This is a genomic window from Psychromonas saccharinae (assembly GCF_051201515.1).
In the GTDB taxonomy this organism is placed as follows: domain Bacteria; phylum Pseudomonadota; class Gammaproteobacteria; order Enterobacterales; family Psychromonadaceae; genus Psychromonas.
In genome coordinates this window covers 1,083,868-1,103,529 of record NZ_CP195153.1, presented here as the reverse complement: position 1 = coordinate 1,103,529, position 19,662 = coordinate 1,083,868, and the positions used below count along the sequence as shown (strand labels likewise).

General features: G+C 36.8%; 18 protein-coding genes. 9 read left to right on the top strand and 9 right to left on the bottom strand.

Features of this window, described 5'->3' with window-relative positions; all coding sequences use genetic code 11:
* Positions 1–18: 18 nt before the first annotated feature.
* Both ACR30L_RS04975 and tyrS read right to left on the bottom strand, forming a co-directional pair.
* Entirely contained in the window at positions 19–714 is a 696-nt protein-coding gene (locus ACR30L_RS04975; protein WP_435236932.1) for a hypothetical protein, read from the bottom strand.
* Between the two features lie 15 nt (positions 715–729).
* The gene (tyrS, locus tag ACR30L_RS04970) at positions 730–2,001 is read right to left on the bottom strand and encodes a tyrosine--tRNA ligase (RefSeq protein ID WP_435236931.1); all 1,272 of its coding nucleotides are present in this window, start codon (positions 1,999–2,001) and stop codon (positions 730–732) included.
* A gap of 148 nt (positions 2,002–2,149) precedes the next feature.
* Between tyrS and mtnN the strand changes: the two genes are divergently transcribed.
* Entirely contained in the window at positions 2,150–2,845 is a 696-nt protein-coding gene (mtnN, locus tag ACR30L_RS04965) for a 5'-methylthioadenosine/S-adenosylhomocysteine nucleosidase (protein ID WP_435236930.1), read from the top strand.
* Positions 2,846–3,832 (top strand): cobalamin biosynthesis protein, encoded by a 987-nt coding sequence (locus tag ACR30L_RS04960; protein ID WP_435236929.1) that lies wholly within the window; start codon positions 2,846–2,848, stop codon positions 3,830–3,832.
* A 69-nt stretch (positions 3,833–3,901) separates the two neighbouring features.
* On the opposite strand, the gene ACR30L_RS04955 is transcribed toward ACR30L_RS04960, so the two are convergent.
* Positions 3,902–4,522, bottom strand: coding sequence for an FKBP-type peptidyl-prolyl cis-trans isomerase (locus ACR30L_RS04955; protein ID WP_435236928.1), 621 nt, complete (start codon positions 4,520–4,522; stop codon positions 3,902–3,904).
* A 315-nt stretch (positions 4,523–4,837) separates the two neighbouring features.
* Here ACR30L_RS04955 and ACR30L_RS04950 point away from each other — a divergent pair, with 315 nt between their 5' ends.
* A complete protein-coding gene (locus ACR30L_RS04950; protein WP_435236927.1) occupies positions 4,838–6,445 on the top strand; it encodes a methyl-accepting chemotaxis protein in 1,608 nt (535 codons plus the stop codon).
* 54 nt (positions 6,446–6,499) lie between these two features.
* Here the strand turns inward: ACR30L_RS04950 and ACR30L_RS04945 are convergent, their stop codons facing one another.
* From ACR30L_RS04945 to grpE, 4 genes are all read right to left on the bottom strand, one after another.
* A complete protein-coding gene (locus ACR30L_RS04945) occupies positions 6,500–7,516 on the bottom strand; it encodes a lipoate--protein ligase (protein WP_435236926.1) in 1,017 nt (338 codons plus the stop codon).
* A 193-nt stretch (positions 7,517–7,709) separates the two neighbouring features.
* Positions 7,710–8,843 carry a molecular chaperone DnaJ gene (gene dnaJ / locus ACR30L_RS04940; protein ID WP_435236925.1) on the bottom strand — a complete coding sequence of 378 codons (1,134 nt, stop codon included), beginning with the start codon at positions 8,841–8,843 and terminating at the stop codon, positions 7,710–7,712.
* A 136-nt stretch (positions 8,844–8,979) separates the two neighbouring features.
* Positions 8,980–10,899, bottom strand: a complete 1,920-nt coding sequence (gene dnaK / locus ACR30L_RS04935; RefSeq protein ID WP_435236924.1) for a molecular chaperone DnaK — start codon at positions 10,897–10,899, stop codon at positions 8,980–8,982.
* Between the two features lie 192 nt (positions 10,900–11,091).
* Positions 11,092–11,688, bottom strand: a complete 597-nt coding sequence (gene grpE / locus ACR30L_RS04930) for a nucleotide exchange factor GrpE (RefSeq protein ID WP_435236923.1) — start codon at positions 11,686–11,688, stop codon at positions 11,092–11,094.
* A 214-nt stretch (positions 11,689–11,902) separates the two neighbouring features.
* On the opposite strand from grpE, the gene nadK reads away from it, so the two are divergent.
* The gene (gene nadK, locus ACR30L_RS04925; RefSeq protein ID WP_435236922.1) at positions 11,903–12,802 is read left to right on the top strand and encodes an NAD(+) kinase; all 900 of its coding nucleotides are present in this window, start codon (positions 11,903–11,905) and stop codon (positions 12,800–12,802) included.
* A 72-nt stretch (positions 12,803–12,874) separates the two neighbouring features.
* On the opposite strand, the gene ACR30L_RS04920 is transcribed toward nadK, so the two are convergent.
* Both ACR30L_RS04920 and ACR30L_RS04915 read right to left on the bottom strand, forming a co-directional pair.
* A complete protein-coding gene (locus tag ACR30L_RS04920) occupies positions 12,875–13,195 on the bottom strand; it encodes a heavy metal-binding domain-containing protein (RefSeq protein WP_435236921.1) in 321 nt (106 codons plus the stop codon).
* Positions 13,196–13,435: 240 nt separating this feature from the next.
* The gene (locus tag ACR30L_RS04915) at positions 13,436–13,600 is read right to left on the bottom strand and encodes a DUF3545 family protein (protein ID WP_435237870.1); all 165 of its coding nucleotides are present in this window, start codon (positions 13,598–13,600) and stop codon (positions 13,436–13,438) included.
* A 239-nt stretch (positions 13,601–13,839) separates the two neighbouring features.
* Here ACR30L_RS04915 and recN point away from each other — a divergent pair, with 239 nt between their 5' ends.
* The 5 genes from recN to ACR30L_RS04890 all read left to right on the top strand — a co-directional run bounded on the left by recN (position 13,840) and on the right by ACR30L_RS04890 (position 19,662).
* Positions 13,840–15,507 (top strand): DNA repair protein RecN, encoded by a 1,668-nt coding sequence (recN, locus tag ACR30L_RS04910; RefSeq protein ID WP_435236920.1) that lies wholly within the window; start codon positions 13,840–13,842, stop codon positions 15,505–15,507.
* A gap of 138 nt (positions 15,508–15,645) precedes the next feature.
* A complete protein-coding gene (locus ACR30L_RS04905; protein ID WP_435236919.1) occupies positions 15,646–16,731 on the top strand; it encodes an HD-GYP domain-containing protein in 1,086 nt (361 codons plus the stop codon).
* A gap of 369 nt (positions 16,732–17,100) precedes the next feature.
* Positions 17,101–17,700, top strand: a complete 600-nt coding sequence (lolB, locus tag ACR30L_RS04900; RefSeq protein WP_435236918.1) for a lipoprotein insertase outer membrane protein LolB — start codon at positions 17,101–17,103, stop codon at positions 17,698–17,700.
* A 69-nt stretch (positions 17,701–17,769) separates the two neighbouring features.
* Positions 17,770–18,633: a 4-(cytidine 5'-diphospho)-2-C-methyl-D-erythritol kinase gene (ispE, locus tag ACR30L_RS04895; RefSeq protein ID WP_435236917.1), complete on the top strand. Its 864-nt coding sequence runs from the start codon at positions 17,770–17,772 to the stop codon at positions 18,631–18,633.
* 81 nt (positions 18,634–18,714) lie between these two features.
* Positions 18,715–19,662, top strand: coding sequence for a ribose-phosphate pyrophosphokinase (locus ACR30L_RS04890; RefSeq protein ID WP_435236916.1), 948 nt, complete (start codon positions 18,715–18,717; stop codon positions 19,660–19,662).

Genomic DNA, 19,662 nt, shown 5'->3' with positions numbered 1-19,662 from the left:
AAGCCATTACAATGATATTTAAAAAGCGAAAGTGAAATCAGCCCATACTTCATCATCATTATTTGCATGAATTGAAGCGGCAATTTCTTCTGCTAATTGATAACCAGCATCAATAGTGCCATCCCAATCGTTAATATCTTCACCACCTAATGCATATTTATAAGTTGGTGTAGCCCCTACCCAGAAATTGCGATTAAAGACATAGCGTAGCGTTAAATCAATCTGAACAAAGCTAGTACTTTCAAAGTCATTATCCCAATCCCACATTCCACCGAATTTCATTGCAGGATACACAACAATATTCTGATTTTGGTCAAAATACAGCTTTTTAACTACACCGGCTGCGATTTGATTGTAATCACTGTCCCAGCGCGTATCTAACGTAAAGCCGGTATCGTTGGCAGTGTTAAAAGCAAGATAGTTAACATTAAAGAAATCCATGTCATGCTTACCTTCAATGGTTAGCTTTTGCTCATACTGCCCACCCAAGTAACCGCCTAAAGCAGCATATACATCAACACCTTCAGTACCTGTTCCTAGCCCGATCTTGGAAAAAATAGCAGTAGGATCACTAAAATCTACCCAATTACTTTGTGATTCGTCAGTATAAACCGCGTTATTTTCTGTAACAGGAAAGTCTTCCGCAACAGCTTGAAATGTTGAAGCTGCTAAGACTGAAACTAATGCGAACTTAACTGTGTCATATTTAAACATTATAAACCTCAACTTTTATTGCCAAATAAATAGATTAAATAAACGTTTGCCACGTTTGATGAGTGTATATTTACCATATAACGCATCAGATTTTAGCAATATTATTTCACTATCCGATTGTTTTTCACCATTAATGCTAACCGCACCATTAGTTGTAAATTCACGTGCCATTTTATTGGATTTCGCTAATTCACAGCTAGTTAATAATTCGATCAGCGATTTTTCTTCGCCTTCAACTTCCGTTGTTGGTAAACCATCCTGTGCCAATTGAGCCAAATCTGATTCACTAAGTAAACTTAAATCTCCCGAAAACAAAGCTTGAGTAATGCGTTCAGCTGAAGCGAGCCCATCTTCCCCATGAACAATACGAGTCACTTCACGCGCTAGTATACCTTGACCTTCAGGGCGACCTTGAATTGTTTTATCTTTTTCTTCAATTTCATCAATTTCTTCTAACGATAAGAAAGTAAAGTAACGTAAGAATTTATACACATCGGCATCTAATGTGGTTATCCAAAATTGATAAAATGCATAGGGTGATGTCTTCAATGGATCAAGCCAAATAGTACCTGATTCTGTTTTACCAAACTTAGTCCCATCGGCTTTAGTGACTAAAGGCAAAGTTAAACCAAACACTTTTTCTTGATTCATACGACGCGTCAACTCAATACCACCGGTAATATTTCCCCATTGGTCTGATCCACCGATCTGAATTGAACAACCTGTCGATTTATTTAGCGCTGCAAAATCATAGGATTGCAAAAGCATATAGCTAAACTCGGTAAAAGAAATACCGGCTCCCTCACGATCAATACGTTGCTTAACAGATTCTTTTTGAATCATGGCATTAACACTAAAATGTTTACCAACATCTCTCAAAAATGAAATGCTATCCATTTTCCCAATCCAGTCTAAATTATTAACAACTTCGGCTGAATTTTCTTGGTCTCCAAATTCAATAAACGCACTGACCTGTTTCTTAATTTTTGAGACCCAATTTTCGACAACATCATCGGTATTAAGTTTACGTTCTGTTGCTTTAAAACTTGGATCGCCAATTAGTCCCGTTGCGCCACCAACTAATGCAAGCGGTTTGTGCCCTGCTAATTGAAAACGTTTTAGGGTCAATAATGGAACTAAACTACCAATATGCAAACTGTCGGCTGTTGGATCAAAACCACAATACAGTGTTTGGCACCCACTTGATAAATGTGTATGGAATTCTTCATCTGCTGTCGTTTGCGCAATTAACCCTCGCGCTTTTAAATCTTCAAGTAAGGCATTCATTTGCTTTGATTCCTGATCATTGTTTAAACTATTTTTAATAATCAACGATTTTACACAGATAAACCAAACAAAAAAACCATTGTGTGAAGATCTGACCAAGATTATGCTAGCATTACTACTTTAATAGGAATAATAGAGAAATAAACAGATGAAAATTGGCATTATTGGTGCGATGGATGAAGAAATCCGTATTTTAAAAGAAAAAATGAATAATATAGAAACAACGGTTATTGCAGGATGTGAATTCCATCAAGGGGAATTAAATAACAAGCAAGTAGTGTTAACCAAATCGGGCATTGGTAAAGTAGCCGCAGCAGTTGCAACCACCTTATTACTTGAAAAATTCGGCCCAGATACCATTATTAATACTGGTTCAGCCGGCGGATATAATAATGCACTCAATGTGGGTGATATTGTTATTTCAACAGAGGTACGTTTTCACGATGTTGATGTCACCGCATTTGGTTATGAAATTGGCCAAATGGCACAGTTGCCAGCCGCTTTTCCAGCACAAAAAGAATTAATCACGATTGCACAACAAGCTGCACAATCATTGTCATCACTAAAAATAATAACGGGATTAATCTGCACCGGTGATACTTTTATGGCAGATCCCAAAAAAGCAGAAATAGCACTTAATAACTTCCCAACAATGGCAGCCTGTGAAATGGAAGCCGCTGCAATTGCTCAAGTTTGTTATCAATTTAACGTCCCCTTTCTGATTATTCGCTCATTATCCGATATTGCCGGTAAAAAATCAGAACTCTCTTTTGAACAATATTTACCTATTGCTGCTAAAAATGCATCTATACTCGTTGAAAACATAATAAGCAAATTGGACTAAATGGAAAATTACTTCGATTATATAATCACCTTTGTTGAACAATATAGCGGCTACTTTAGTTTATTGTCTGTCGCTTTATTTTCATTTTTAGTTTCTTTACCAAAAGATCTTAACCCGTTATCAGTGGTTGAATTAATTTTTCAACAAATTGCGGTAAAAGTGAATTTAGATAACCGAAGTGATAGCTACAAACGAATTGCGAGCCTACTTTCCCTTTCGCTAGTCTATTTCCCTTGCATTTTAATTATTAGTCAGCTTTATAATATTGTTTTCAAACCTGCACTATTAGAAACGTTACTACTTTTTTTAATTCTCTCTTGGCATGATAAAAAGTTAATTTATGATCAAGTGATTAATGCCATAAAGCGCAATAATCTCGCACAGGCAAAATATAAATTATCGACATTAACGCAGCGAGAAACAAAACCACTGTCATTAATGGGGGTAAATAAAGCATGTATTGAATCAATGGTATTGCAATTAACTGCGTCCTGGTTTGCGGTTATATTTTGGTATCTATTGACAGGGATCTATGGGGCATTGTTATATCGAACCGTCCAAATTTGTGCTCAGCAATGGAATGCTAAAAAAGAAGAGTTTAATGCATTAACAAGTATTCCTTCATTTTTTTATGCGGCAATGCTATTTCCAGTACATTTAATAATGACAATGACCTTCGCTTTATACGATAAACCTTTAGCTAATATTATTAAAAACTGTAAACAAAGCATTCATTGGCACCACTTTTCTTCAGGCTTAATGCTTTCTAGTTTTGCATTGAGTATGCAAGTTGAACTCGGCGGGATTCGTCTTTATCAAGAACAAAAGATAACCTATGCTACGCTAGGCAGTGATGGAGCACCTAGTATCGAGCAGGTACAGCAATCTCTTCAACGCCTAAGTTTAAGTGCTTGGTTTTGGTTAATTTGTATCTCTAGTTATACTTTTTTTCCATTACTTTTTGAGTTTATAACACAACATAGATAATAATTTATTCATATAAAAAAGCCCCTCACTCGTTAACAAGTTAGGGGCTTTTTAGTTTAGCGTTTTAAATTATTTAATCGCTAATAATTCAACTTCAAATACCAATACTGAATGCGGAGCGATTGCAGCACCAGCACCACGTTCACCGTATGCTAATTCAGATGGGATAGTCAGTTTATATTTAGAACCAACAGTCATTAGTTGTAATGCTTCAGTCCAACCAGCAATAACGCCACCCACTGGGAATTCAGCTGGTTGACCACGTTCAACAGAACTGTCAAATACACTTCCATCAGTTAACATGCCATGGTAATGAACACTTACAGTTGATTCAGCAGTCGGTTTTTCACCTTCACCCGTTGAAATAACTTCATACTGAAGACCAGATTCAGTAACAACAACACCTTCTTTTTTAGCATTTTCAGCAAGAAACTCCGCACCTGCAGCACCTAAAACTTTTGCTTGTTCTGCAGCAGTCGCTTGCATACGCTCAGAAATAACTTGAAAAGCCGCTTGTAAGTCTGCATGTGCAACTTTGCTTTCAACACCAGCAAAAGCATCTGCGATACCTTGAGAAACTGCAGTAATATCTAATCCATCAAAAGGATTAGAAGCAAGTTGTTCACCCATTTGCAGACCGATACCGTAGCTTGCTTGTTGTTCTTGTGTAGTTAGTTGTAATTCAGACATATTAATTCTCTATATTAGAAATGGAAAGCGTATCTCTCAGGGATACCCTTTTTAGGCAATAATTTATAATTATACTCTATATACATGGGGAGACTAATTTGATTTTAAAGGGTAAATAATGTTTTTTTTGAATATTATCAAAAACGCGATCTTAATCAAATATAAGAACATTGCTATAAAGTTAATTAATATCAAGCCGATAGCTTTTATTAATTAACACTATGATTGAATTGATAATAAAAATTCATCGCGCTGTATTTTACACTATTTATTAAAACGCCCCTAAAAACTCATTAATTAATCGGACTAAAATAAATGAATATAAAAAATAAACTATACATTGCTTTATTCACACTACTTTTGGGCATTATTGTTCAATCTCTCGTGATGAATTATGAAAGTAATCGTATAAACGATTTATCTTTAAGCCAAAAAGATGTAAATGAGCCTATTTTAGAGAAAAATTATCAATTAAAAATTGCAGTTATCCAAGTGCAACAATGGTTAAGCGACATCAGTGCAACGCGTGCTCAAGATGGCTTGAATGACGGTATTGAAGTTGCCGAAGAAAACTACCTTATTGCTAAAAAATTACTGAGTGAACTAACATTATTAGATAACAATAATGCAAATTTTTATAGGAATATGGGATCTACCTTAGACCAATACTTCAATACAGGTAAAAAAATGGCTAATGCCTACATTTCTGAAGGTCCCGCTGGCGGTAATAAAATCATGCCTGAATTCGACGATGCAGCAGCTGCGATCACAGAACAAGTTGAAGAAATACTAACACTTGCAACACAACACTCTAAAAAGGTATTTAATCAACAAAGTGATTATATTGGTACAATGAAATTAACCATTTATATTATTTCAGGGTTATTTTTACTGATCTTTTTAGCACTCTATATTATCGTCGTAACAGGCTTACTTAAACCCCTTAACAATATGTCAGAGCTAGCGGAAGATCTAGCGCATGGCGAGGGTGACTTAACCAAAAGATTGGATCAATCAAGAACGGATGAATTTGGTACCACTTCAGGTTACATTAATAGTTTTATTGAAAAAACCCAACATACGATCAGCACTGTTAATGATTCAATTAACCAATTAAATAACACGGCAGATATACTGCAAAAATCAGCGTCAACCACTAAAGAAGGCATGTCAGTTCAACTTCGAGAAGCTGATCAAGCGGCAAGTGCAATGAGTGAAATGGCCGCTTCTTCACGTGAAGTGGCAGAATATACAACCAATGCAGCAATCAGTACAAAATCCGTATCAGAACTAGTTGAAAACGGTAAAAAAGACAGCGAAAGTACAGCTCAACATATGTCTGACCTTGTCAATAAAATGCACACAGCTGAAAATGTGATTGACCGTTTAGGTGAAGACAGTGCCAGTATTGGTGAAATGCTCGATGTGATTATTAGTATTTCAGAACAAACCAATCTACTTGCACTAAATGCAGCCATAGAAGCCGCACGAGCGGGCGAGTTAGGAAGGGGCTTTGCCGTTGTTGCCGATGAAGTTCGTTCACTAGCAGGTCGATCTCAACAATCAACGCAGGACATTCAAACTATCGTTAATCGTTTACGTCAAAATGTAGGAGAAGCTGTATCTGTAATTAAAGTGAGCAGTGAATTTGCAAACGATTCGATGCAGTCCGTTGAGCAAGTAAAACAATCGCTTGAAGATGTACTGATAAACATTACCGAAGTTAATCATATGAATATTCAAATTTCGACTGCAGCAGAAGAACAAAGTCATGTTGCAGTTGAAATTGAGCAAAATATTATTAATGTGTCTGATGCAGCTAATGCGAATTCCCATGATATTGAGACCGTTTATACAACGGGAACATCGATGAAAGAAAATGTAATTCAACTTAATGCATTATTATCTAAATTTAAGTTTTAATAAATATAAACAAAGGGATTGATGCTATCTCAATCATCAAGCCTCTCCTATTTTCTATTCAATTTCTTTTAAAAACCAATGACTAAATTCCACTAATTGATCGCTATTATTAGGAAATTCTGAGATGGTTTGTTGCATTTTATCTGTTATCTCCAGCTGATTATATTCACATTTATTTAATAAGAAAGCCAAGCTTTCAAAGGGAGCAGGATCAAGGCTATCCGTATAAATATTGGCTTCAACAATTTGACCTTTTAACACATTTAAACAGACTTCGACGCTCCCCCAATCAAATCGTTCATCCATCGAATGAGTAAATTCAGGCGTATAGCCATAATTCCACTCCCAACTGCTATAAAGCTTAAATGTATCCTCTAAACTAGGTAAATTAGAGACACTCTCAGGTGAAATATATTCGATATCAACCTGATCTTGATAATATTCCAAGTAAGCATTAATTAACGCATCGCTTACTCTATCATGATCAATATCTGGTTTAAGCGTATTAAGATTTGTCACGCGAGATTTAACTGAAGTAATTCCCTTCGCAGCAAGTTTTTTAGGATTGGGTGTTAAGTAATTAGCCAAACGACTTAAGTCGGCACTTAGTAACAAAGTCCCATGATGAAAACCACGATCTTTTGCTTCTCGATAAGCTGATCCAGAGAATTTTCTAATTATCTCTCCCTCTTCAACTACTAAATCGTTACGACCATTTGCAATTGCATTAATATCAAGTTGTTTTAAGGCATCAATCACAACTTGAGTTGAGACTGTTTTATCATATTCAGGCTTTCCAGCCATAAAAGTAAAATTAGTGTTCCCAAGATCATGAAAGACAGCGCCGCCACCACTTTGCCTCCTTGCTAATTTAATATTATCTTTTTTCATTCGCTCAATATTACATTCTCGCCAAGGATTTTGAGCTCGACCTATCACGACCGTTTCAGCATTACGCCAAACAAACAAAACACGGTGAAAAGGATCCATTTTTCGAAATATGACTTCCTCAACGGCTAAGTTAAACCAGGGATTAGTAGATGTCGATACCAGTATTCTTGTTTTATTCATCACAAGTCCTATTGAATATTTGTCGCAAATAATCTCAGTTCTGGATAATGGAAGCGAAGTAAAGCTCAGTATCAATCACTTAATATCATACCGTGCTGTATCGTTTAGCTAATTCAGAATTGACGTTGAATAATACTTTTACCATAAAAAAACCACCCGAAGGTGGTTTTTTAGAACGATTTTAAGTAACTTTTTAGCTACTTAAATCTCCAAAAAATGTTTTAACACTGTCTAAAAAACCTTCAGACTTTGGTTTATGCTTCTTTGAACTAGAAGAGCAAAGTGATGCTTCAAATTCTTTTAGTAATTCACGTTGCTTCATCGATAATTTAACCGGTGTTTCAACAATAACTTTGCACATTAAATCGCCAGTACTTTGGCTACGTACAGATTTAACACCTTTATTACGCATACGGAACATACGTCCAGTTTGCGTTTCTGCAGGTATTTTAAGATTTACACGTCCATCTAATGTCGGTACTTCTATTTCCCCACCTAAGGCAGCATCGGTAAAACTAATTGGTACTTCACAGTACAAATTATCACCATCTCGTACAAATACTTCATGCTCAAGTACATGCATTTGTACATAAAGATCGCCAGCTGGTGCTCCGCGTTCACCCGCTTCACCTTCGCCACTTAAACGAATACGGTCACCCGTATCAACACCGGCTGGAATTTTAACGGATAATTTTTTACTGCGTTCATAACGTCCTTCACCATGACATTTCGTACAAGGGTCAGTAATAATTTTACCTTTACCATGACATGTTGGACAGGTTTGATTAACCGCAAAAAAACCTTGACGCATTTGCACTTGGCCTTGGCCATGACAGGTACCACAGGTCTTAACATCGGAACCACTTTTCGCTCCCGTACCATTACACTGCTCACAATGAACTAGTGTCGGCACTTGGATTTCTTTGGAAATACCTTTTACCGCTTCTTCCAGTGTTAATTCCATATTGTAACGAAGATCGGCACCTTGTTGCGGACGTTGTGCACCACCACCACGGCGACCACCACCAAAAATATCACCAAAAATATCACCGAACTGATCACCAAAATCACCTTGACCAAATCCGCCACCACCATGGCCCTGATTTACACCATCGTGTCCGTATTGATCATAAGCCGCTTTTTTCTGTGGATCATTTAAGATTTCATAAGCTTCTTTAACTTCTTTAAACTTCTCTTCAAGCTCGTGATCACCTTTAGTACGGTCCGGATGATACTTCATTGCTAAGCGTTTATAAGCTTTTTTAACTTCTTTCTCTGTTGCACTACGGCTGACACCGAGTACTTCATAACAATCACGTTTTGCCATTTTTAATTTCTCAGCATTGCTGTTAACCATCAAATTTATTGCTGGTATTTCAAACAAACATGCGGATTATGAAGAAATTCCATAACCCGCATTATTCAGTAATAAAGACTAATTCAATTAAAGGTTAGTTTAAGAATTATTTTTTATCGTCTTTTACTTCTTCAAACTCAGCATCAACAATATCATCATCTTGTTTTGCATCACCCTGCGGTTGTTCTGCACCACCAGCTTGTTCAGCTTGTGCTTTTTGCTGTGCAATTTCCATCAGTTTTTGAGATGCTTCAGCAAGTGCAGTTGTTTTTGCTTCGATTGCTTCTTTATCTTCACCTTTAGCAGCATCTTGTAATTCTTTTAATGCAGCTTCGATTTTTTCTTTTTCATCCGTAGCTAATGCATCACCTGCTTCATCGATTTGTTTACGTGTAGCATGAACCATTGCATCTGCTTGGTTACGAGCTTGAACCACTTCTTCAAACTGTTTATCTGACTCAGCGTTAGCTTCAGCATCATTAACCATTTGTTGGATCTCTTCATCAGAAAGACCAGAACTAGATTTGATGGTGATTTTTTGCTCTTTATTGGTATCTTTATCTTTTGCAGATACATGTAAGATACCATCCGCATCCATATCAAAAGTAACTTCAATCTGAGGCGTACCGCGTGTTGCCGCACGAATACCTTCAAGATTAAATTGGCCTAATGATTTATTATCAGCAGCACGTTTACGTTCACCCTGTAGGATGTGAATTGTTACCGCACTTTGATTATCTTCAGCTGTAGAGAACGTTTGAGACTGTTTAGTTGGGATTGTTGTATTTTTATCAATAACTTTCGTTAATACACCACCCATTGTTTCAATACCTAATGATAATGGCGTTACGTCTAATAGAAGAACGTCAGTTTTATCACCAGATAATACACCACCTTGAATTGCAGCACCCATTGCAACCGCTTCATCAGGGTTAACATCTTTACGCGCTTCTTTACCGAAGAACTCTGCAACTGTTTTTTGTACTAGTGGCATACGTGTTTGACCACCAACCAAAATAACATCATTGATTTCTCCAACGCTTAAGTCAGCATCTTTTAATGCAATACGTAGAGGTTCAAGTGTCGCTTTAACCATGTCTTCAACAAGAGATTCAAGTTTAGAGCGTGTTACTTTGATATTTAAATGTTTAGGACCTGACGCATCAGCTGTGATGTAAGGTAAGTTAATATCAGTTTGTTGTGCACTTGAAAGCTCAATTTTCGCTTTTTCTGCAGCTTCTTTAACACGTTGCATTGCTAGTGGATCTTGGGTTAAGTCGAAACCTTGGTCCGCTTTAAATTCATCAACTAAAAAGTTAATTAAACGGTTATCAAAATCTTCACCACCTAAATGAGTATCACCATTTGTTGCAAGTACTTCGAATGTTTTCTCACCATCAACATCATCGATTTCAATAATTGAGATATCGAATGTACCACCACCTAAGTCATATACAGCAACAGTACTGTCACCTTTAGAATTGTTAACACCGTAAGCAAATGCAGCCGCAGTTGGCTCATTGATAATACGTTTAACATCTAGACCTGCGATACGACCAGCATCTTTCGTTGCTTGACGTTGTGCATCATTAAAGTAAGCAGGAACAGTAATTACAGCGCCATCTACTTTTTCACCTAAATATTCTTCTGCTGTTTTTTTCATTTTTTTCAAAACTTCAGCAGAAATTTGTGGAGGCGCCATTTTTTGACCGTGTGCTTCAACCCATGCATCACCATTATCAGCTTTGATAATTTTGTAAGGCATGATTTTAAGGTCACGTTGAATTTCATCATCTTCAAAACGACGACCGATTAAACGTTTAATCGCAAAAAGAGTATTTTGTGGATTTGTTACTGATTGACGTTTCGCTGGTTGACCAACTAATGTTTCACCATCTGTATAAGCAATAATTGAAGGAGTGGTACGTTCACCTTCTGCGTTTTCAATGATTTTTGCATGATCACCATCAAGCACAGCAACACATGAATTCGTTGTACCTAAATCAATACCAATTATTTTACCCATTTGACTCTACTCCAAACTTATTAATATTACGTTGTATATGTAAGTCGACTTTATAAGAACTTCATAAATCGCTTCGATACTGTATATATGAGGCGATAATTTAGACTTTCAAGGCTTATTTAAAAAAAATTTTAAAATAAATAAAAAAGGTACCGAAGTACCTTTTATTTCAAATAAATAGCAAAATAATTTTTATTCTGCTTTAGAGACCATCACCATGGCAGGACGAATTAAACGACCATTTAACTCATAACCTTTTTGCATTACTGCAATAACTTGATTAGCTGGCACACCCTCAACAACCTGCATGCTCATTGCTTGATGTTTCTCTGGATCAAATGCCTGTTCAACTGGGTCAATAGGTGTCAATCCAAATTTTTCAATCGTAGATAACATTGATTTCAACGTTAACTCAACACCTTCAATCATAGGCTTAAGCGCTTCGTCTTCTTGATCTGCATGAGAAATGGCCAGCTCCATGCTATCAATAACAGGCAACAACCCTTCTGCAAATTTATCAAGTGCAAATTTATGTGCTTTTTCAACATCCTGTGTCGCACGACGACGGACGTTTTCCATCTCAGCTTTTGCACGGATAACAGAATCCTGTTGATCTTTAATTTTTTGCTCAGCAATAGCCAATTTTCGGCTTAATTCAGCAACCATATCAATCTCTTGGGCAGTTTCAACCGTAGCTTCTGCTTCGTTTTCAGGTGCTGTTTCTTCAACATTTTCAGGTTGCTCGTTTTCTAGCTGCTCTTCAGGTGTTTTGTTTTGATCTTCACTCATCTATTAAATCCTACATTTTATTCATTAAATTGATCCTCTTTATTATGGGGTCTAGCGTAGCAGTTTCAACCCTGTTATTTGAATATCAGAAAATAAATTTCTTTTCGGCCAATAATAATGACAATAAAACCGCTCCCAACGCCCAGCAAGTTGCTTCTTCAATTAGTTTGGGTATACTCAAAATCCATCTAACCTCACTAAATACAGGTGCTTTATGCCCGGCCAAGATAGCAAGCAGAGTGAATTTAAAACTATTGGTTTAATTGGCAAACCTAATCACCCTGCAGCAAAACAAACGTTAATGGCTTTATATAACTTCTTGGAAAAAAAAGGAGCCCAGCTAGTTGTTGATAAACGTATCGCTGATGATTTACCCGTTGACAATATAAGTTGTACCGATTTAGTTGGTATTGGCCAATCCTGTGATTTAGCTATTGTTGTTGGTGGCGATGGTTACATGTTAGGTGCCGCACGAGTTTTAGCGCGCTTTGATATTGCTGTTATTGGCGTCAATCGCGGTAATTTAGGTTTTCTAGCCGATCTTGATCCCGATAATTTTGAGCAACCATTAACGGATGTTTTAGAAGGACAATATCAAATAGAAAAACGATTTCTCTTAGAAGCACAAGTCCACCGCCATGGACATTTAAAAAGTAGTAATACAGCCGTTAATGAAGCAGTTCTTCATCCCGATAAAATTGCACATATGATTGAATTTGAAGTCTATATCAATGAAAATTTTATGCTTAATCAACGTGCAGATGGATTAATTATTTCAACACCAACAGGGTCTACCGCTTATTCTCTATCTGGCGGTGGTCCGATTTTAACTCCCCACCTTGATGCGATTAGCCTTTTACCCATGTTTCCACATACTTTAAATAGCCGCCCTATTGTGGTTGACGCAAACAGTTACGTGCATTTAAAAATATCAAATACCAATAAATCAGAAATGCAAATAAGCTGTGATAGCCATGTTAATTTATCCGTATTACCGGGCGATGAAGTGATTATAAAAAAAACCAAAGATCAATTAAAATTAGTCCACCCCAAGAATTACAACTACTTTCATGTTTTACAAAGTAAATTAGGTTGGGGTAACAAATTATTTTAAATAAAGTATGTAATAAGAATAAGCGTTACAGGACGTAACGCTCTATAAATGAGCAATAAAGGAAACAATTATTTAACTTATAACAACAGCCGTTCCACTTACCGACACCATCAACATACCATTGCTTTGTCCTAAGACCTGATAGTCAATATCAACACCAATCACAGCATTGGCACCTAAATCTACCGCTTTTTGAGTTAGCTCTTCAATTGCCATTTCTCGTGCCTTTTTAAGTTCAGCTTCATAAGCAGCTGAACGTCCCCCTACTAAATCACGTATTCCTGCAAATAAGTCCTTAAACATATTGGCCCCCAGAATGGCTTCGCCTGCAATCACACCGTTGTAGCCTAATATTTTCTTTCCTTCGATCGTGGGAGTAGTTGTAATTATCATGTTTTCTCCTATTTGTTCGTGAAAATAATCGTCTACTATTAGCGTAGTGCAAAACCTTATTTTATCTAGGCTTTTATAAGCAAAATCAATAATAAAGCCTTGGTTTATTGTTAACTAAAATAGTCGGGTATCATGTGAAAGAAAAGAAATCGAGAAGAAAAAGGAAACCACAAGCCTTTACTTTAATAACCAAAGGCTTGGTAGTAATTTATTATTAATTTGATAAGTTGCGTTATAACCTTAAAAGAAATCCGTTACTGAAAGCTTAAAACTTTGGTCAATATCCTGTAGCTCTTTTGATAATTGATTTCGCGCCTTTAACGCTTCAATTTCACGCCATTTTCTAACTTTTGACGCTTTTTTCGTAGGCTGTGTATACGATAAATCATCTGACACTATTTGCATATCCAAGTTGTTATCTCTCATAGTATTTCCTTAGCTAGCATTGAATTATTAAACAATTTAATGAAGTTGAAGATAACCATTAATTATTTCACTTCTATGACAAAATGATTTTTAATTGTTTTTATTATTAAATAATTGAATGTCGTCAAATAAAATGCCCTTGCAAACTTTACTGTTTATAAATACAGTGTAAACTGTATCTATAAACAGTGTTTTTTAATCTCTTAGGTGTGAAAATTATGCTTACTCAATTAACCGTTCAAAATTTTGCTATTGTTCAATTTCTCGAATTAGAATTTCGCCAGGGCATGACAACCATTACAGGCGAAACAGGCGCAGGTAAATCAATCGCTATTGATGCACTTGGCCTATGTCTAGGAGAACGGGCAGATGCAAATATGGTAAGAACGAATACAGAAAAAGCAGAAGTGAATGCCCGCTTTAACCTTAAAGATACGCCTCATGCCTTATCTTGGTTACAAAGTAATGAACTTGAAAATGATAATAACGAATGTCTATTACGCCGTACCATCAGTAAAGAAGGACGTTCTCGTGCTTATATCAATGGCACTCCCGTTCCAGTATCGCAATTAAAAAGCTTAGGGCATCTACTCGTTAATATTCATGGTCAACATGCACATCAGAGTCTATTAAAAAACGAAATACAACTCTCAATTATCGATGAATATGCCAATCATCAGGCACTTTTACAAAAAGTGAAAGATACATATCAAGGTTGGTTCTTTCTTAATAAACAACTAAAACAACAGCTTCTTTCTCAACAGGAAAAACAAGCCCGTAAACAATTACTTGAATATCAAATAGAAGAACTCGATGACTTTGGCCTAGGCGAAGATGAATTTCAGACCATTGAACAAGAACATAAACGATTGGCAAATAGTGGCGCATTATTAGAAGCTTGCCAGGTTAGTTTGAACCAAATTAGTGAAGGTGAAGAAGGCGATTCTCTTAGTTTGTTACAAAAAAGTATTTCGTTACTTGAAATGCAAGTTGATAACGACCCAGCTATCGGAACAATCGTATCTAATTTACAAGAAGCCGTCATTCAAATCGAAGAAGCAAGTTATGAATTACGTCATTTCCGTGACAACTTAGAGCTTGATCCTGAACATTTTCAACAACTCGAAACGCGCATGAGCGAGATATTAAGCCTTGCACGTAAACATCAAGTTCAACCCGAATTATTATACGAACTACACCAAAAATTAAGTAAAGAATATAAACAGTTAAACAATAGTGAAATACAAATCGAACAACTAACCATCGATTTGCAACATGCAGAAGAAAACTACTTTAAGCATGCTCGTAAGCTCAGCCAAAGCCGTCTACGCTACAGTAAAGAACTAAGCACCAAAATAACCAAAAGTATTCACCAACTTAATATGCAGGAAGGCCAATTTCATGTTGCGCTTGAACAGAATGAATGCAAGCAACTCAGTCCCCTAGGTATCGATAACATTGAATTTCAAGTTGCAACCAATGCAGGACAAACATTGCAAGATCTCGGCAAAGTCGCATCTGGTGGTGAACTGTCCCGTATTGGACTGGCGATTCAAGTCATTATCAGCCAACGCGTTTCTACCCCTACACTTATTTTTGATGAAGTTGACGTCGGTATTAGTGGTTCAACGGCGGCTATTGTTGGTAAATTACTGCGTAGTCTTGGAGAAAATACACAAATATTTTGTGTTACTCACCTTCCACAGGTGGCTGGCAATGGTCATCAACAAATGTTCGTTAATAAACAAAGTGATGGAAAGTCTACCAATACCCGTATGTTTGCCTTAAATCATCAAGAACGCATTAATGAATTAGCACGTTTATTAGGAGGAGATACGATTACCGAACATACCTTAGCTAATGCACAGGAGTTATTGATTTCATAACCTTTTTAGAATAACAAGGTTCCAAATAAGATTAATCAAAAATAGATTATAAATGCATAAGAATCATCGATTTAGTTTGCAATGTTTCGCTTTCGCTCTATATTTTTATTTATATTAAAAATGTAGAGTGCCTATTATATGTTAGTTAATCTAAGTAAAAGAGAAAGCCAAGTTCGAATAATCTCAGGGGCAGCAGCCGTTACCCTGGGAACTCATTTTTTATGGTTCATTTTTTTACCATTAGGCTACATATTAATCCGTTCCGGTTTACTCTCTAAATGTGGATTAACGCGCTTTATAAGACCGGAAACGCAAGCTGGACGCGATCATTTCTATGGTGACTTGTTACCGAAACATAATCCTCAACCCGTTTTCATTTTTAAGTCTGATAATCAAATCGCTTTTCGCAATGAACCCGCAAAAACACTTTTCCCCGATGTAAAAGACTTTTCTGATTTAGCGGATTTAGACCTCAAAAGAATCATCTCCCAGCAATTTATTGAGCGTCGTACACTGCAATTGGATAATGGTAAAGAGTATTCACTATTAATTCGAGGATCTATCGAACTCGATTCAGTAATGGTTTATGGTTCCGATATTACAGAAATCACGCATCTCAATAGAGAAGTATTAAATACACAAAAAGAAATTGTTTACGCCATGGGCGAAATAGCAGAAACAAGATCAAAAGAAACGGGCGATCATGTTCGTCGAGTTGCAGAGTATTCTGAGTTATTAGCCTTATTAACTGGCATTTCTCCCGCTGAAGCAGAATTAATAAAATTTGCTTCCCCCATGCATGACATTGGTAAAGTAGGTATTCCCGACGCCATACTCAATAAACCCGGTAAATTAACCAGCGATGAATTTACTATTATGAAAACACATGCTGAATTAGGGTTTAATTTACTAAATCACTCGGACCGCCCCGTACTTAAAACAGCAGCAATTATTGCTTATCAACACCACGAAAAATGGGATGGTAATGGCTATCCCCAACAATTAGCGGGTGAAGATATACATATTTATGGGCGTATTACTGCAATCGCCGATGTATTTGACGCACTTGGTAGTGCACGAGTATATAAAGAAGCATGGCCCTTAGAAAAAATACTCGCTCTATTTAAAGAACAACGTGGTCTTCACTTTGATCCAACATTAGTCGATTTATTACTCAATAATTTGCCGCAATTTTTAACTATTCGCGACAAATACACAAACTAAGTATCACAACAACAATTGGTATTCATATTGATGACTTGTAACAGTTTACAGTCGATGGTTATTACAAAGCAATTTCCATCCTTTGACCAAACAATTTATCTAGCTAGAAGCGAAATAAACCTCAGTATCAATCGCTTCAAAATATAGCATACCATACTGTTAGTTTTACTGAGTTAAAGGCGAGTCATCGCAGCAATAATGGGTTATTGAGAGATGATTTAACGCGTAAATAACAGTACTGTATCGTTTAGCTTATCCATAATTGAGGTTATCTATTCAGTTAATTATCGTAATGTTTATCACTAAATGTTTTAATAGCGACGTAACTCAGAATTATGTAAATAAATATTTCTCGATAATTGGATGCCTATGAACAAGAAAATTATTTTATTCCTAATGGCTTGCTTACTCGCAGGCTGTACGCAGACACCAAAATCCACTCCCAGTAATGTCTCTTGGCAAACTCATTTACAACAATTAAACACATTAGATACTTGGTCTTTTCGCGGTAAAGTCGCAGTTATCACCCCCGAAGACAGACATAGTTTGAATATTTATTGGCAACAATTAGATGATGAATTCCATATCACATTAACCACTTTTATTGGTGGAACAGTTTTAGAATTAAATAAGACCAAACAATTTACCGAGATAATTGATAGTAAAGGAAAACATTATTACGGAGAAGATACCGAAAGCTTAATTAAAGACCTGTCGGGGTTAGTTATTCCAGTTCAAGCGTTACAGCAATGGATAAAAGGAAATCCGGCCAATGCAAGCTATCTCCTCAATAGTAATAATCAAGTGTTAAGTTTGTCGGGCTTCGATTATAAAAATATTCCTTGGGAAATTACTTATAGCGATTATATGCCAACTGAAAATGTCTATTTACCGAAAAAAGTCGGACTAAAACAACAAGACATCAGACTAAAATTCGCTATTTCTGAATGGGAAATAGATCCTCGTTAAAAAATTAGTTAGCCTAGGGGCTTATACGGACTACTCTCCTCTACCAAAACACAATTAACCGAGAATGACATGTTAAATAGCGATACAATTCGTTGGCCTGCCCCAGCTAAATTGAATTTATTTTTATATATTACAGGGCAACGGTCGGATGGATACCATGAATTACAAACACTCTTTCAATTTATTGATCGCTGTGATTATTTAATAATCACTCCTAATCATTCAGGTCAAATTACCTTAGCCAACAATATTATTGATGTTCCCTTAACCGATAACCTTATTTACAAAGCGGCAATGCTATTAAAGCAATATGCACCGATTGATTACGGAGCAAATATTCAAATTGAAAAAAATCTACCGATGGGCGGTGGATTAGGCGGTGGTTCCTCAGATGCAGCCACAACTTTGATCGCATTAAATTATCATTGGGATCTCAACTTAAAGTCTGAAAAATTAGCTGAAATAGGCTTAAAATTAGGTGCGGATGTCCCTATTTTTGTATTTGGAAAATCAGCAATTGCAGAAGGAGTCGGTGAACGTTTAACGGCAATAAACCCGCCTGAAAACAGCTACCTAGTAGCCGTTCCCACATGCCATGTTAGTACTCCTAAAGTATTCAATGATCCTTCCTTAACACGTAATACCACAAAAAAATCCCATCAAAATTTAATGGCTAAAAATTGGTCAAATGACTGCGAACCCTGTGTAAAAAATAACTATCCGGAGGTTGCCAAGGCAATAGACTGGTTGGTAGAATACGCCCCGACTAGACTAACCGGAACCGGTGCATGTGTTTTCAGTACATTAACCACACTCGATGAAGCTCAAGTTATAATAAAGAACGCCCCTTCGTGGCTAAATACCTTTGCCGCAAAAGGGTTAAATAATTCACCCGTAAACGAATTATTATCCACACTTAAATTAAAAAGTTAGTGATTGATGTAAACCAGTCACAAATGTTAATTAGCATGTTGCTATTAACTCCCACTCAATAGGATGACAGAGGTCCTCAAAGTGCCAAATATGAAACTATTTGCAGGTAACGCGACACCCGATTTAGCTAAAAAAATTGCTGATCGTCTTTTCATTAAACTAGGAAGCGCAGAAGTTGGACGCTTTAGTGATGGTGAGATCCACGTTCAAATTAACGAAAATGTACGTGGAGATGATATTTTCATCGTGCAATCTACCTGTGCACCAACCAACGATAATCTGATGGAACTCATCGTGATGATTGATGCACTTCGTCGCGCTTCAGCAGGACGTATTACTGCTGTTATCCCTTACTTTGGTTACGCACGCCAAGACCGTCGTGTACGCTCGACTCGTGTACCCATTACCGCAAAAGTGGTTGCTGACTTTTTATCAAACGTAGGTGTTGACCGTGTCTTAACCGTTGACCTACATGCTGAACAAATTCAAGGTTTCTTCGACGTTCCCGTTGATAACGTGTTCGGTAGTTCAGTACTTCTTGCAGACATGTTAGAAAAAAAATTAGACAACCCAATGATTGTTTCACCTGATATTGGTGGTGTTGTACGTGCCCGTGCTCACGCTAAATTGCTTCATGATGCTGACCTTGCCATTATTGATAAACGACGCCCTAAAGCAAACGTCGCACAAGTTATGCATTTAATAGGTGATGTTGAAGGCCGTAACTGTATTATCGTTGATGATATGATTGATACTGGCGGTACATTATGTCAAGCAGCTAAAGCCTTGAAAGATCGCGGTGCTAAATCTGTATATGCCTACGCAACTCACGCTGTCTTTTCTGGTAAAGCAGCAGAAAACATCAAAAACTCTGTCATTGATGAATTCATTGTTGCTGATTCAATTCCACTTGCAAAAGAAATCCTAGCAACGGGTAAAGTTAAGCAATTAACGTTAAGTGGCATGTTAGCAGAAGCTATTCGCCGCGTAAGTAATGAAGAATCGATCTCTGCAATGTTTCATTACTAA